Origin of the sequence: Rhodobacter sp. NSM (genome assembly GCF_052244495.1) — a bacterium.
Classification (GTDB): Bacteria; Pseudomonadota; Alphaproteobacteria; order Rhodobacterales; family Rhodobacteraceae; genus Cereibacter_A.
Map to the genome: position 1 here is coordinate 49,165 of NZ_JBQPXH010000013.1, position 13,313 is coordinate 62,477.

At 66.5% G+C, this 13,313-nt stretch carries 14 protein-coding genes; 11 read left to right on the top strand and 3 right to left on the bottom strand.

What is annotated here, in order from left to right; translation table 11 throughout:
* Window positions 1-44: 44 nt before the first annotated feature.
* Window positions 45-617, bottom strand: coding sequence for a LabA-like NYN domain-containing protein (locus ACTVZP_RS18420; protein WP_002722410.1), 573 nt, complete (start codon window positions 615-617; stop codon window positions 45-47).
* 142 nt (window positions 618-759) lie between these two features.
* On the opposite strand from ACTVZP_RS18420, the gene folK reads away from it, so the two are divergent.
* From folK to recO, 11 genes are all read left to right on the top strand, one after another.
* Complete coding sequence (gene folK, locus ACTVZP_RS18425; protein WP_443213632.1) at window positions 760-1,344, top strand: 2-amino-4-hydroxy-6-hydroxymethyldihydropteridine diphosphokinase; 585 nt, start codon at window positions 760-762, stop codon at window positions 1,342-1,344.
* 84 nt (window positions 1,345-1,428) lie between these two features.
* On the top strand, window positions 1,429-1,782 hold the full coding sequence (gene rpoZ, locus ACTVZP_RS18430) for a DNA-directed RNA polymerase subunit omega (protein ID WP_443213633.1): 354 nt from the start codon (window positions 1,429-1,431) through the stop codon (window positions 1,780-1,782).
* A 30-nt stretch (window positions 1,783-1,812) separates the two neighbouring features.
* On the top strand, window positions 1,813-3,930 hold the full coding sequence (locus ACTVZP_RS18435) for a RelA/SpoT family protein (RefSeq protein ID WP_443213634.1): 2,118 nt from the start codon (window positions 1,813-1,815) through the stop codon (window positions 3,928-3,930).
* A gap of 18 nt (window positions 3,931-3,948) precedes the next feature.
* Entirely contained in the window at window positions 3,949-4,605 is a 657-nt protein-coding gene (locus ACTVZP_RS18440; RefSeq protein ID WP_443213635.1) for a DUF2062 domain-containing protein, read from the top strand.
* Between the two features lie 34 nt (window positions 4,606-4,639).
* On the top strand, window positions 4,640-5,398 hold the full coding sequence (locus tag ACTVZP_RS18445) for a pyridoxine 5'-phosphate synthase (RefSeq protein ID WP_443213636.1): 759 nt from the start codon (window positions 4,640-4,642) through the stop codon (window positions 5,396-5,398).
* Between the two features lie 31 nt (window positions 5,399-5,429).
* On the top strand, window positions 5,430-5,843 hold the full coding sequence (gene acpS / locus ACTVZP_RS18450; RefSeq protein ID WP_443213637.1) for a holo-ACP synthase: 414 nt from the start codon (window positions 5,430-5,432) through the stop codon (window positions 5,841-5,843).
* Between the two features lie 69 nt (window positions 5,844-5,912).
* Window positions 5,913-6,701 carry a signal peptidase I gene (gene lepB / locus ACTVZP_RS18455; RefSeq protein ID WP_443213638.1) on the top strand — a complete coding sequence of 263 codons (789 nt, stop codon included), beginning with the start codon at window positions 5,913-5,915 and terminating at the stop codon, window positions 6,699-6,701.
* Window positions 6,698-7,387, top strand: a complete 690-nt coding sequence (rnc, locus tag ACTVZP_RS18460; protein ID WP_443213639.1) for a ribonuclease III — start codon at window positions 6,698-6,700, stop codon at window positions 7,385-7,387. Before lepB ends, rnc begins: the two co-directional genes overlap by 4 nt.
* Window positions 7,380-8,294, top strand: a complete 915-nt coding sequence (gene era, locus ACTVZP_RS18465; protein ID WP_443213640.1) for a GTPase Era — start codon at window positions 7,380-7,382, stop codon at window positions 8,292-8,294. The genes rnc and era overlap by 8 nt, the downstream gene beginning before the upstream one ends.
* 21 nt (window positions 8,295-8,315) lie before the next feature.
* Entirely contained in the window at window positions 8,316-8,651 is a 336-nt protein-coding gene (locus ACTVZP_RS18470; RefSeq protein ID WP_443213641.1) for a DUF1491 family protein, read from the top strand.
* A 36-nt stretch (window positions 8,652-8,687) separates the two neighbouring features.
* The gene (gene recO, locus ACTVZP_RS18475; RefSeq protein ID WP_443213642.1) at window positions 8,688-9,407 is read left to right on the top strand and encodes a DNA repair protein RecO; all 720 of its coding nucleotides are present in this window, start codon (window positions 8,688-8,690) and stop codon (window positions 9,405-9,407) included.
* 89 nt (window positions 9,408-9,496) lie between these two features.
* Here recO and ACTVZP_RS18480 read toward each other — a convergent pair whose 3' ends face one another.
* Window positions 9,497-11,164, bottom strand: a complete 1,668-nt coding sequence (locus tag ACTVZP_RS18480) for an acyl-CoA dehydrogenase family protein (RefSeq protein ID WP_443213643.1) — start codon at window positions 11,162-11,164, stop codon at window positions 9,497-9,499.
* 224 nt (window positions 11,165-11,388) lie between these two features.
* Window positions 11,389-12,987: a phosphoenolpyruvate carboxykinase gene (locus ACTVZP_RS18485; protein WP_443213644.1), complete on the bottom strand. Its 1,599-nt coding sequence runs from the start codon at window positions 12,985-12,987 to the stop codon at window positions 11,389-11,391.
* Window positions 12,988-13,313: the final 326 nt, after the last annotated feature.

Genomic DNA, 13,313 nt, shown 5'->3' on the forward strand with positions numbered 1-13,313 from the left:
TGCCGCATGTTCCGGGCCGCGCGCCCAGGGCGCGCGCCCGAACGTTACTTGGCCTCGACGGCTATCTCTTCCCGCTCCACGCGCGGCTCCCGAGGCGGGCGGCCGATGACTTCGCGCAGCTCGTCCAGTTCGATGAAATTGTCCGCCTGCCGGCGCAGTTCGTCGGCGATCATCGGCGGCTGGCTGCGGATCGTCGAGACGACCGACACACGAACGCCCTGTCGCTGGAGGCTCTCCACCAGAGGCCGGAAATCGCCGTCGCCCGAGAAGAGCACGATGTGATCCACCCGAGGGGCCAGTTCCATGGCATCGACCGTCAGCTCGATGTCCATGTTGCCCTTGACCTTGCGTCGCCCCTGGCTGTCCGTGTATTCCTTGGCCGGCTTCGTGACCATGGTGAACCCATTGTAGTGAAGCCAGTCGACGAGCGGACGGATCGGCGAGTAGTCGTCGTTCTCGAGAAGCGCCGTGTAGTAGAACGCCCGCAGCAGCTTGCCGCGGCGCATGAACTCCTGGCGCAGCAGCTTGTAATCTATATCGAATCCCAGCGCCTTCGCGGCGGCGTAAAGGTTCGAACCGTCGATGAACAGCGCCAGCCGTTCGTCCTTGTAGAACATTATCCTTGTCCCCTGCGAGAACCCTTGCCCCGGCCAATCTGCTGTCATCGAGAATAGGTTTCGTTAAGCAAAAATCGACAAGGGGTCGGATATCAGTGTAATACATCTACCGGCAAGCGGGCCTCATCAGAAACTTATACCATTGGACAGGCCGACTGGAAAGCAAGCTCTGGTTGCACTCGGGTCAAACTTGACTCTTGCGGGAAGGTTCCCTGAGGTCATTGTCCGAGAGGCGATTTCTGCCGTTGCGCGTGCATTTGGGACGGATTTTCGACCAAGCAGGCTTTACCGTACCCCTTTTTTTCCTGAGGGTCAGGCACCCGATTTTGTCAATGCGGCCATGAGCCTGCACCTAACGGAGGAGGCGGAACCGGCGGCGGTTCTCGGCCGGCTGCATGAGATTGAGGCGGATTTTGGCCGATCGCGGTCAGCCCGGTGGGCGAACCGCACTCTGGACCTCGATCTGATCGCGCTGGGTGATTCGGTTTTTCCGGATACGGCGACCCAGAGCCTGTGGAGAACTCTGTCGAGGGCCCGGCAGGCGGAGGCTGCGCCAGACATTCCGATCCTTCCGCATCCGAGGCTCCAGGACCGGGCCTTCGTCCTCGTCCCGCTCTCGGACGTCGCGCCGGGCTGGACGCACCCGCTGCTGGGTCTGACCGTCACTGAGATGCTCGCGGCCGTTCCGGAGCGCGACCGGGCTGCTGTCGTGCCGCTCGAGGCTTGACGCGAAAGGAATCCGCCCTTGTCAAGAGGCAGTGCGGCGGCTACATAGGCCGCTCCATGCCCCCTGTCCGAAACGGAGACTCCCATGGCCCGCGTGACGGTTGAAGATTGCGTTGACAAGGTCCCGAACCGGTTCGAGCTGGTGATGCTGGCCGCGCATCGTGCGCGCGAAATTGCTTCGGGGTCGCAGCTGACGATCGACCGCGACAACGACAAGAACCCGGTGGTCGCCCTCCGCGAGATCGCCGAAGAGACCCAGAGCGCCGAGGCGCTGCGCGAACGGATGATCGAGAGCCACCAGACCCAGATCGAGGTGGACGAGCCGGAAGAGGATCAGATGGCGCTGCTCATGGGCAGCGAGGTCGATCGCCCGGTCCAGGACGACATGTCCGAGGAAAAGCTGCTGCGCGCCCTCATGGAAGCGCAGGGACAGAACTGATTTCGTATTGAACCTGTTGCGGCCGGGGCCATGATCGACGTCGAAGACCTGATCGCCCTCGTCCGCAACTACAATCCGCGAACGAACGCCGACCTCATCCGCCGGGCCTATGCCTATGGCCGGCAGATGCATGACGGCCAGTTCCGCCACTCGGGCGAACCCTATTTCACCCATCCCGTCGCGGTCGCCGCCATCCTCACCGAACAGCGGCTGGATGACGCGACCATCGTGACGGCACTCCTGCACGACACGATCGAGGATACCAAGTCCACCTATACCGAGGTCGCGCGCCTCTTCGGCGAGGATATCGCCGAACTGGTGAACGGCGTCACCAAGCTGACGAACCTCGAACTCTCCTCGGCGCAGTCCAAGCAGGCCGAGAATTTCCGCAAGCTGTTCATGGCGATGTCCAAGGACCTTCGGGTGATCCTCGTCAAGCTCGCCGACCGTCTGCACAACATGCGGACAATCAAGAGCATGAAGCCTGAGAAGCAGGCCCAGAAGGCGCGCGAGACGATGGAGATCTTCGCTCCGCTGGCCGGCCGCATGGGCATGCAGTGGATGCGCGAGGAACTCGAGGATCTGGCGTTCCGCGTGCTGAATCCGGACGCGCGGAACTCGATCATCCGCCGCTTCATCACGCTCCAGCGCGAGACGGGCGATGTGGTGCATCGTATCACCGCCGATATCCGGCTGGAACTGGAGAAGGCGCAGATCGAGGCCGACGTCTATGGCCGCGCGAAGAAGCCCTATTCGATCTGGCGCAAGATGCAGGAGAAGGACCTCGCCTTCTCGCGGCTCTCGGACATCTACGGCTTTCGCGTGATCTGCAACTCGGTCGGCGACTGTTACCGGATCCTCGGCGTGATCCACCAGCGCTGGCGGGCCGTGCCGGGACGGTTCAAGGACTACATCAGCCAGCCGAAGTCGAACGGCTACCGCTCGATCCACACGACGGTCTCGGGGCGCGACGGCAAGCGCGTCGAGGTGCAGATCCGCACCCGCCAGATGCACGAGGTGGCCGAGGCCGGGGTCGCCGCGCACTGGAGCTACCGCGAGGGCGTGCGCGTCCACAACCCGTTCGCCGTCGATCCCGCCAAGTGGATCGCGAGCCTGACCGAGCGGCTGGACGAGGACGACCACGACGAATTCATGGAGAACGTGAAGCTCGAGATGTACACCGACCAGGTGTTCTGCTTCACGCCGAAGGGCGACGTGCTCCAGTTGCCCCGTGGCGCCACGCCGCTCGATTTCGCCTATGCGATCCACACCCGGATCGGCCATTCCACCGTCTCGGCCAAGGTCGACGGCATCCGCGTGCCGCTCTGGACCCGGCTGAAGAACGGCCAGTCGGTCGAGATCATCACCGCCGAAGGACAGCGCCCGCAGGCCTCCTGGATCGACATCGTGACCACGGGCCGCGCCAAGGCCGCCATCCGCCGCAGCCTGCGCGAGGAGGATCGGGGCCGGTTCGTGAAGCTCGGTCAGGAGCTTGCACGGGCGGCCTTCGACCACGTCGGCCGGAAGTCGACCGACAAGGCGCTGCGCACGGCGGCGAAGATGCTCGGGCTGTCGGACGAGACGGAACTCCTCGCGCAGCTCGGTTCGGCCGAGCTCACCGCCCGCAAGGTGGTCGAGACCCTCTATCCCGAACTTGTCCGTCAGAGCGGCCCCGAGGTGGACGTGCAGCGCCCCGTTGTCGGGCTGTCGGACGACCAGCAGTTCCGCCGTGCAAAGTGCTGCCAGCCGGTTCCGGGCGAGCGGATCGTAGGCATCACCTATCGCGGGCAGGGTGTCGTCATCCACGCCATCGACTGTCCCGCGCTCGAGGAATTCGAGGAGCAGCCGTCCCGCTGGATCGACCTGCACTGGCACGCTGGCCGTCATGCGCCTGTGCATACCGTGACGCTGGACCTCACGATTTCCAACGACGCCGGCGTGCTCGGCCGGCTCTGCACCTTGATCGGTGAGCAGAAGGCCAATATCTCCGACCTGAGGTTCACGGATCGCAAGCCCGATTTCTACCGTCTGCTGGTCGATGTGGATCTGCGCGACGTCGAGCATCTGCATACGCTGATGACTGCACTCGAGGCTGAGACGGATGTGGCGCAGATCTCGCGGCACCGCGATCTGAGCAGGAAACCCTGACCGGGCACGGGGGAAGTCTTGGTCTTCAAGCGACGCAATCCACGCACCTGGTGGCAGCTGGCGCAGGAAGCCGTCTGGCCGCGCGGCGGCTGGACACGCGCCGCGCAATACGTGAAGCACCGCCTGACGCGCCTGCCGGACGAGCCCCATCGCATTGCGCGCGGCATCTTCGCAGGCGTCTTCATCTCCTTCACGCCCTTCTTCGGCTTCCATCTGCTGGGCGGCGCGCTGCTCGGCTGGATCCTGCGCGGCAACATCCTTGCAGCCCTGCTCGCCACCTTCGTCGGCAATCCGGTCACCATGCCGCTCATCGCCTTCGTCTCGGTCGAGTTCGGCCACTGGATGCTGGGCATCGACGCGCCGCTGACGATCGTCAACATCTTCAAGGCCTTCTCCGACGCGGGCAACGAGCTCTGGGCAAATTTCCTCGCCATCTTCACCGATGAGCCGACGCGCTGGAGCAATCTCGACCGCTTCTTCGATACGATCTACCTGCCCTACCTGGTGGGGGGCATCCTGCCCGGACTGGCGGCGGGGCTCAGCTTCTACTACCTGACGATTCCCGTCATCGCGGCCTACCAGAAGATCCGCGCCCTGCGGCTCGAGACGCGGCGGGCCCGGAAGCGCCGCCGCAAGGCCGCGGAGGCGGATGACGCCGAGGCTGGAAGCCAATAGGATGGGCCGACATTATTGAGGACGGGCGGAAGCGATGAGAGCTTTGGGACGGCTGCGGCTTGGCGTGAACATTGACCACGTGGCGACGGTGCGCAACGCGCGCGGCACCTCATACCCGGACCCGCTCCGGGCCGGACTTCTGGCCGAGGCCGCGGGAGCGGACGGGATCACCGCCCATCTTCGCGAGGATCGCCGCCACATCCGCGACGAGGACATCACCGCGCTGATGCAGGGCCTCAGGGTGCCGCTGAACCTCGAGATGGCGACGACGGCCGAGATGCAGGCCATCGCGCTCCGCCACAAGCCGCATGCGGTGTGCCTCGTCCCCGAGCGGCGCGAGGAGCGGACGACGGAAGGCGGCATCGACGTGGCCGGAGATATTCCCCGGCTGAAGGACTTCGTGGCGCCCCTGCGCGAGGCAGGCTGCCGCGTGTCCATGTTCATCGGCCACGACGTGCGCCAGATCGAGGCCTCGGCCGAGATCGGCGCCGCGGTGGTCGAACTGCATACCGGCCATTACTGCGATCTCTTCGCCGAAGGCCGTGACGCCGAGGCCGCGCGGGAACTCGAGGCGCTGCGCGAGGGGGCGGCACTCGCCCACTCCCTTGGCCTCGAGGTTCACGCAGGCCATGGGATCAGCTACGACACCGTGGCCGAGATCGCGGTCTTCCCGCAGGTGATGGAACTGAACATCGGCCATTTCCTGATCGGCGAGGCGATCTTCCGAGGCCTCGGCAGCGCGATCGAGGGCATGCGGCGGCGAATGGACGCGGCGCGCGAGGCCGTCGCTTGATCGGGAAGACCCGCGACGGGCGAGGAGCGCCATGATCCTCGGGATCGGCACAGACCTCGCCAACATCGAGCGCATGGAGAAGACGCTCGCCCGCTTCGGCGAACGGTTCCGAAATCGCGTCTTCACGCCGCTGGAACAGGCCAGGGCAGAACGCCGAGCAGACGTGGCGGGCACCTATGCCAAGCGGTGGGCGGCGAAGGAGGCGTGCTCGAAGGCGCTTGGCACCGGCCTGCGCATGGGCATCGCCTGGAAGGACATGAGCGTGTCGAACCTCGCCAGCGGCCAGCCCGTCATGCATCTGACCGGCTGGGCGGCCGAGCGACTCTCGGCCATGACGCCCGCGGGCCACGAGGCGGTGGTTCATGTCAGCCTGACCGACGATCACCCCTGGGCGCAGGCCTTCGTCGTCATCGAGGCCCGCCCGGTGGCAGCCCCGCCAGCTTGACTCATCCGGCACCGGCGCGCATGAAGCGCCGGATTGGGCGGCCGGCCCGCAAACAGACAGGCAGAAACCATGGCGAGCAAGGCGAAATCCGAAGGCGGCATCCTCGAGACGATCAAGACGGTCGTCTATGCGCTGCTGATCGCAGGCGTGTTCCGCACGCTCTTCTTCCAGCCGTTCTGGATCCCTTCGGGATCCATGAAGGACACGCTGCTGATCGGCGATTTCCTCTTCGTCAACAAGATGGCCTACGGCTATTCGCAGTATTCCTGCCCCTTCGGCATCTGCCCCTTCTCGGGCCGCATCCTCGGCTCGGAACCCGAGCGTGGCGACGTGGTGGTGTTCCGCCATCCCGTCAATGGCTCGGACTTCATCAAGCGGCTGATCGGCCTCCCGGGCGACACGGTGCAGATGAGGAACGGCGTGCTCTACCTGAACGGCGAGGAGGTCCCGCAGGAGCCGGCCGGCACCTTCGAAGAGGTCTACGAGCAGCAGGGCCCGATGGGCAACCTGCCGCGCTGCGAGAACGGCCCCGTGGGCGAGGGCGGCATCTGCACCAAGAGCCGCTTCACCGAGACCCTGCCGGGCGGCCGCAGCCATGACGTGCTGAACATCGATACCAACGGCTTCGGCGACAACACCGATGTCTTCACCGTGCCTGCCGGCCACTACTTCTTCATGGGCGACAACCGCGACAACAGCCAGGACAGCCGCTATGGCCAGGCCGTGGGCGGCGTGGGCTTCGTGCCGGCCGAGAACCTGATCGGCCGGGCGGACCGCATCATGTTCTCTTCGGCCGGTCGCTCGATGCTCTACTTCTGGACCTGGCGCGCCGACCGCTTCTTCAAGGCCATAGATTGAAGCTCTCGGCCGATCTCCGCGCCTTCGAGGCCCGGATCGGGCACGAGTTCCGCGAGCCCGATCGCCTGCTGCGCGCGGTCACACATTCCTCGCTCTCGTCCGCCACGCGTCCCGACAACCAGCGGCTCGAGTTCCTGGGTGACCGGGTGCTGGGCCTCGTCATGGCCGAGGCGCTGCTTGCGGCCGACGGGCACGCCTCCGAGGGGCAGCTCGCGCCCCGCTTCAATGCGCTCGTGCGCAAGGAGACCTGTGCCGCCGTCGCGCGCGAGGTGGCGCTCGGGGAGGTGCTGAAGCTCGGCCGGTCCGAGATGATGTCGGGCGGCCGCCGCAAGGAGGCCTTGCTTGGCGACGCCCTGGAAGCGGTGATCGCCGCGGTCTATCTCGATGCGGGGTTCGAGGCTGCGCGCAGGCTCGTCCTGCGGCTCTGGGGCGAGCGGATCGCCCAGGTCGAGCAGGATGCCCGCGACGCCAAGACGGCGCTGCAGGAATGGGCGCAGGCCCGCGGGCTGCCGCCGCCGACCTACGAGGCGGTGGACAGGTCAGGTCCCGACCATGCGCCGATCTTCACCGTCGAGGTGCGCCTCGGCAGCGGCGAGACGGAGCGTGCGACGGCGGGCACCAAGCGCGTGGCGGAACAGGCGGCGGCGCGGGCGCTTCTCGCGCGGATGGAGGCGAAGAATGACTGAGACCACACGCGCGGGCTTCGTGGCGCTCATCGGCGAGCCCAATGCCGGGAAATCGACGCTCCTGAACCGCATGGTCGGCGCCAAGGTCTCGATCGTGACCCACAAGGTCCAGACCACGCGCGCCCGCATCCGTGGCGTGGCGATGGAAGGTCAGACCCAGATCGTTTTCGTGGACACGCCCGGCCTCTTCCGTCCGCGGCGGAGGCTCGACCGGGCCATGGTCGCCGCCGCCTGGGGCGGCGCGGCGGATGCCGACGTGATCGTGCTGCTCGTTGAGGCCCACCGCGGCCTGACCGAGGGCACGCAGGCCATCATCGACGCGATGCGCGACCGCATCCCGCAGGGCCAGACCGTGGCCCTCGCCATCAACAAGATCGACCGGGTGAAGGCCGAGGTGCTGCTCGGGCTTGCGCAGGAGCTGAACGGTGCCTTTCCCTTCGCCGAGACCTTCATGATCTCGGCCGAGAAGGGCCACGGGGTCGAGAAGCTGCGCCGCTGGCTGGCGGGCATCCTTCCCGAGGGCCCCTGGTTCTACCCCGAGGACCAGATCGCCGACGTGCCGATGCGCGCCATCGCCGCCGAGATCACGCGCGAGAAGCTGACCCTGCGCCTGCATGAGGAGCTGCCTTACCAGCTCACCGTCGAGACCGAAGCCTGGGAGGACCGGCCCGACGGCTCCACCCGCATCGACCAGGTCGTCTATGTCGCCCGCGACGGCCACAAGGGCATCGTGCTCGGCAACAAGGGCGAGACGATCAAGCAGATCGGCCAGGCCTCCCGCGCCGAGATCGCGACCTTCCTCGAGCGGCCGGTCCATCTCTTCCTGCAGGTCCGGGTGCGCCCGAACTGGCTCGAGGAACCCGAGCGCTATTCCGAGATGGGCCTCGATTTCAAGGACGGCGACTGAGATGGCCGCCGCGGCCGGCCGATGAGCGTGCGCCTGACGGCCGACTTCTGGGTCCGTGCCTATCTGACCCGTCTGCGGCTGGCCGACATCCCGGCCTTTGTGACCTCGCGGGGCGATGCCACTGCTGGCGCCGTTCTGGTCAAATGCGCGACCCTCGACGGGCAGGCCCGGGCCTTCCAGCGCTCCTTCGACCTGATGACCGGCGCCCGCGCCTGGGTGCCGCTGGCCGAGGGCGCCGAGGCCGAGGTCGATGCGGCCATCGCCCGCCAGCGCCGCTTCGACCCCGACCTCTGGGTGATCGAGGTCGAGGACCGGCAGGGCCGGACGCTCCTCGACGAGCCGGGCCTCTCCGAGTGACTGGACGGCCCGTCCGTCGCGCGGGATAGTCGCCCCATGATGGAATGGCGGGACGAGGGCGCGCTCCTCTCGGTGCGGCGGCACGGCGAGAGTTCGGCGATCATCGAGGTCTTCACGGCTGACCATGGCCGCCACGCGGGCGTCGTCCGCGGAGGCGCCTCGAGGAAGGTCGCGCCGATCCTCCAGCCCGGTGCGCAGCTCGACCTGACCTGGAAGGCGCGGCTCGACGAGCACATGGGCTCGTTCACGGTCGAGCCGCTGCGCAGCCGGACGGCGCTGCTCGGCGACCGGCTGGGCCTCGCGGGCCTCAACGCGATCTGCGCCATGCTTCATGTGACATTGCCGGAGCGCGAGCCGCATCCCGGCCTGTGGCAGGCGAGCATGGCGCTGCTCGACGCACTCGACCGCCCCGGCTGGCCTGCCGCCTATCTCCGCTGGGAGATGCGGCTGCTGGAGGAGACCGGCTTCGGCCTCGACCTCACCCGCTGTGCCGTCACCGGCAGCCGTGAGGACTTGGCCTTTGTGAGTCCGAAGACCGGCCGGGCGGTCAGCCGGGACGGGGCGGGCGACTGGGCCGACCGACTCTTTCCGCTCCCTCTCGCGCTTCTGGGGCAGGGGCCCGCGAGCGGCGAGGACCTTGCGCAGGGCCTCGCCATCACCGGCCACTTCCTCGCGCGGGAACTGGCGCCGCTCCTGAACGGGCGCCCGCTGCCAGAAGCGCGCGCACGGCTGATGGAACTGCTGGCGCGCGCCTGAAATCGTGCCGTTCGCGCTTCGTGAAATTCATGTGGAAGGGGCGGACCCTGCGGCCCGCCCCTTGATGCCGGAAACGCTGGCAAGCTTGCTCAGTCGAGCAGCCGCCGTGCGATCACCTGAGCCTGGATTTCGGCCGCGCCTTCGAAGATGTTCAGGATGCGCGCGTCGCAGAGGATCCGGCTGATCTGGTACTCCAGCGCGAAGCCGTTCCCTCCATGGATCTGCAGGGCATTGTCGGCCGAGGCCCAGGCCACCCGCGCGCCCAGGAGCTTCGCCATCCCGGCCTCAAGGTCGCAGCGCTGGCCGTGGTCCTTCTCCCAGGCGGAGAAGTAGGTGAGCTGCCGCGCCACCATGATCTCGACCGCCATCATGGCGAGCTTGCCGGCCACGCGCGGAAACTCGATCAGCGACTTGCCGAACTGCTTGCGGTCCTCGGCATATTGCATCCCGACTTCCAGCGCGCTCTGCGCAACGCCGATCGCGCGCGCGGCCGTCTGGATGCGGGCGCTTTCGAAGGTCTGCATCAGCTGCTTGAAGCCCTGTCCCTCGACGCCGCCCAGGAGGTTCCCGCCCTTCACGCGGAAGCCGTCGAAGCCGATCTCGTATTCCTTCATGCCACGATAGCCGAGCACCTCGATCTCGCCGCCGGTCATGCCGGGCGTCGGGAACGGCTCCGCATCGGTTCCCGGCATCTTCTCGGCCAGGAACATCGACAGGCCACGATAATCGCTCGTCGTGGGATCGGTCCGGGCGAGCAGCGTCATCACATGGGTGCGCGCGGCATGGGTGATCCAGGTCTTGTTGCCGTTCACCACCCAGTCGTCGCCGTCCTTCGCCGCGCGCGTGCGCAGGCTGCCGAGGTCCGATCCGGTGTTCGGCTCGGTAAAGACGGCCGTTGGAAGGATCTCGCCCGAGGCGATCTTCGGCAGCCATTCGGCCTTCTGTTCCGCAGTGCCGCCGCAGAGGATCAGCTCCGCCGCGATCTCGGACCGCGTGCCGAGCGAGCCCACGCCGATGTAGCCCCGCGAAAGCTCCTCGGAGACGACCACCATCGAGGCTTTCGACAGGCCGAAGCCGCCGAACTCCTCGGGGATCGTCAGGCCGAAGACGCCCATCTCGGCCAGCGCCTCGATGATGTCCATCGGGATCAGCTCGTCCCGCATGTGCCAGCCATGCGCATTCGGCACCACGCGTTCGTCCGCGAAGCGGCGGAACTGGTCCCGGATCATCTCCAGTTCCTCATCCAGTCCGGAAGCGCCGAAGGTCGCCCGGCCGTGGTTGTCCCGCATGAGCGTGACCAGTGCCGCCCGCGCCGCCGGCGTATTGCCGTTCCTGATCAGGGTCTTCACCGCCTCGCCGGGATGGCCCAGCTCGACGCCGATGTCCTGCACCCGCGCGGTCTCGTTCTGGCTCATCGGGATGCCGCCGCGGATCTGCGCGAGATATTCGCCGAAGGCGATCTGCAGGATCAGCGCCTCAAGTTCACCAAACCGGCCCTCGGTCTCGAGCCGGCCGGCCCAGGCGCGCATCTGGCGCAACGATTCGACGTAGGTGGCAAGCCAGGACAGCGCATGAGCCGCGAACTGCTCCTGCTCCAGCGCCTTCGACGACACCTTGCCATCGACCGTCACCCGATCCTTCAGCGTCGCGCGCGCCGTCTCGAGCAGGGTCTCCACCTCGGGCAGCGCGTCGGAGGTGAGGGACAGAAGATCGGCGAGCAGCGGCTGTGCGGTCATGGTCGCTCCGTCCTTCGGCATGGCGTAACTCCTCTTTCTGCGACTGCGACGTCCTATCGACTTTGCAGCCGCAGCGCAACAAAAATTCGCGCGAACTGTGCCGCGCGCAGCAATGTGTCGTGCGCAAAGTGCCCAGGATTAAATGAAAAACGGGGCGCATCTGCGCCCCGTCCCTATCTGCTCCGCCTTGAGGAAAGCGCGGCGGCACCTGCATGCGATGCCTCGCGTTTCCTTCGCCCCTCGGCTCAGCCGATGGCCGCCGCCTTCACATCCGCGTCGATGTAGGGGACGTATTGCGCGAAGTTGTTGGCGAACATCTCGACCAGCTTCTGCGCCTGTGCGTCGTAGGCCGCCGGATCCGCCCAGGTGGAACGGGGATCGAGCAGCTTCGGATCGACGTCGTGAACCAGAACCGGCACGTCGAAGCCGAAGTTCGGGTCACGGCGGAATTGCGCATCGGCCAGCGAACCGTCGAGAGCGGCGGTCAGCAGGGCGCGCGTGGCCTTGATCGGCATCCGCTTGCCCGTACCGTAGGCGCCGCCGGTCCAGCCGGTGTTCACCAGCCAGCAGGTCGCGCCCAGTTTCGCGATCTTCTCCTGCAGCAGCTTGCCATAGACCTCGGGGCGGCGCGGCATGAAGGGCGCGCCGAAGCACGTCGAGAAGGTCGGCTGCGGCTCGGTCACGCCGCGCTCGGTGCCGGCCACCTTCGAGGTGAAGCCCGACAGGAAGTGATACATGGCCTGCGCCGGGGTCAGCCGCGCGATGGGCGGCAGCACGCCGAAGGCGTCGCAGGTCAGCATGATCACGTTCTTCGGATGCCCGCCCATCCCGGTCTCGGACGCGTTGGAAATGTATTCCAGCGGGTAGGCGCAGCGGGTGTTCGCGGTCAGGCTGTCGTCGTTGAAGTCGAGTTCGAGCGTTTCCTCGTCATAGACCATGTTCTCGACGACGGTCGCGAACTTCGAGGTGGTCGCATAGATCTCGGGCTCGGCCTCGGCAGAGAGGTTGATCGTCTTGGCGTAGCAGCCGCCCTCGAAGTTGAAGGTGCCCCGGTCCGACCAGCCGTGCTCGTCGTCGCCGATCAGCGTGCGCGACGGATCGGCCGAAAGGGTGGTCTTGCCGGTGCCGGAGAGACCGAAGAACACCGCCGCATCGTCCGTGTTACCGATCGCGTGGTTGGCCGAGCAGTGCATCGCCATCACGCCCTTGCCGGGCAGGATGTAGTTCAGGAGCGTGAAGACCGACTTCTTGTTCTCGCCGGCATATTCCGTGTTGGCGATCAGGATCAGCTTCTTGTCGAAGTTGAGCACGATCACCGTGTCGGTGCGGCAGCCGTGACGCTCGGGGTCGGCCTTGAACGACGGGCAGTTGATCACCGTCCACTCCGGCACGAAGCTGTCGAGTTCGGCGCGCTCGGGGCGGCGCAGCATGTGCCGGATGAAGAGGCCGTGCCAGGCGAGTTCGGTGACCATGCGCACGTCGAGGCGCAGCTCGGGGTCGGCGCCGGCGAACAGGTCCTGCACGAAATAGGTGCGGTCCTTCATGTGGGCCAGCATGTCGGCGTGGAGACGGTCGAAGGCCGCGGGATCCATGGGCGCGTTGTTTTCCCACCAGACCGTGTCTTCCACCGAGGGCGTGCGCACGACGAACTTGTCCTTCGGCGAGCGGCCGGTGAAGGCGCCGGTCGAGCAGAGGAACGCGCCTCCGCGACCCAGCCGGCCCTCGCCGCGCTTCACTGCGGCTTCGACGAGCGCGGGCTCGATGAGGTTGTAATGAACCTCTCCAAGTCCGGTGATGCCTTGTGCGTCCAGCGTCTGCGCTGGGTTCACGCGTCCGAAATTCATACTGCAAGCTCCCCGATGCCGCCCGAGCGGCTGTTTCCGGTCCTCCAACGGCATCCCGGGCCAATAGGATACCGGTCAGCCCCGGGAACGGCGCCGACAGGCAAAGCCTATAACATGACCCACCTCCGCGACAACAGAGTGACAGCAACGCGTTAGCGCAACCAGCGACAGGTTGGCGCAACCACTGGGCAATCGTTGCGGCAAATTAGTCATTCCTTCGCATAATCAGCATCACCTCGGAGCGTCCGGCGCCTCCGATTCGCAGAAGGCTATTGATTCCTTCGGCGGAAATCTGATCATGAGGCGCATTTGGGTCAGCAGGCACT

Excerpts from the sequence above, each read along its gene's own strand:
- ACTVZP_RS18420 (WP_002722410.1), bottom strand. The coding sequence starts at position 617 with ATGTTCTACAAGGACGAACGGCTGGCGCTGTTCATCGACGGTTCGAAC.
- rpoZ (WP_443213633.1), top strand. The coding sequence starts at position 1,429 with ATGGCCCGCGTGACGGTTGAAGATTGCGTTGACAAGGTCCCGAACCGG.
- ACTVZP_RS18435 (WP_443213634.1), top strand. The coding sequence starts at position 1,813 with ATGATCGACGTCGAAGACCTGATCGCCCTCGTCCGCAACTACAATCCG.
- ACTVZP_RS18445 (WP_443213636.1), top strand. The coding sequence starts at position 4,640 with ATGAGAGCTTTGGGACGGCTGCGGCTTGGCGTGAACATTGACCACGTG.
- acpS (WP_443213637.1), top strand. The coding sequence starts at position 5,430 with ATGATCCTCGGGATCGGCACAGACCTCGCCAACATCGAGCGCATGGAG.
- lepB (WP_443213638.1), top strand. The coding sequence starts at position 5,913 with ATGGCGAGCAAGGCGAAATCCGAAGGCGGCATCCTCGAGACGATCAAG.
- era (WP_443213640.1), top strand. The coding sequence starts at position 7,380 with ATGACTGAGACCACACGCGCGGGCTTCGTGGCGCTCATCGGCGAGCCC.
- ACTVZP_RS18470 (WP_443213641.1), top strand. The coding sequence starts at position 8,316 with ATGAGCGTGCGCCTGACGGCCGACTTCTGGGTCCGTGCCTATCTGACC.
- recO (WP_443213642.1), top strand. The coding sequence starts at position 8,688 with ATGATGGAATGGCGGGACGAGGGCGCGCTCCTCTCGGTGCGGCGGCAC.
- ACTVZP_RS18480 (WP_443213643.1), bottom strand. The coding sequence starts at position 11,164 with ATGCCGAAGGACGGAGCGACCATGACCGCACAGCCGCTGCTCGCCGAT.
- ACTVZP_RS18485 (WP_443213644.1), bottom strand. The coding sequence starts at position 12,987 with ATGAATTTCGGACGCGTGAACCCAGCGCAGACGCTGGACGCACAAGGC.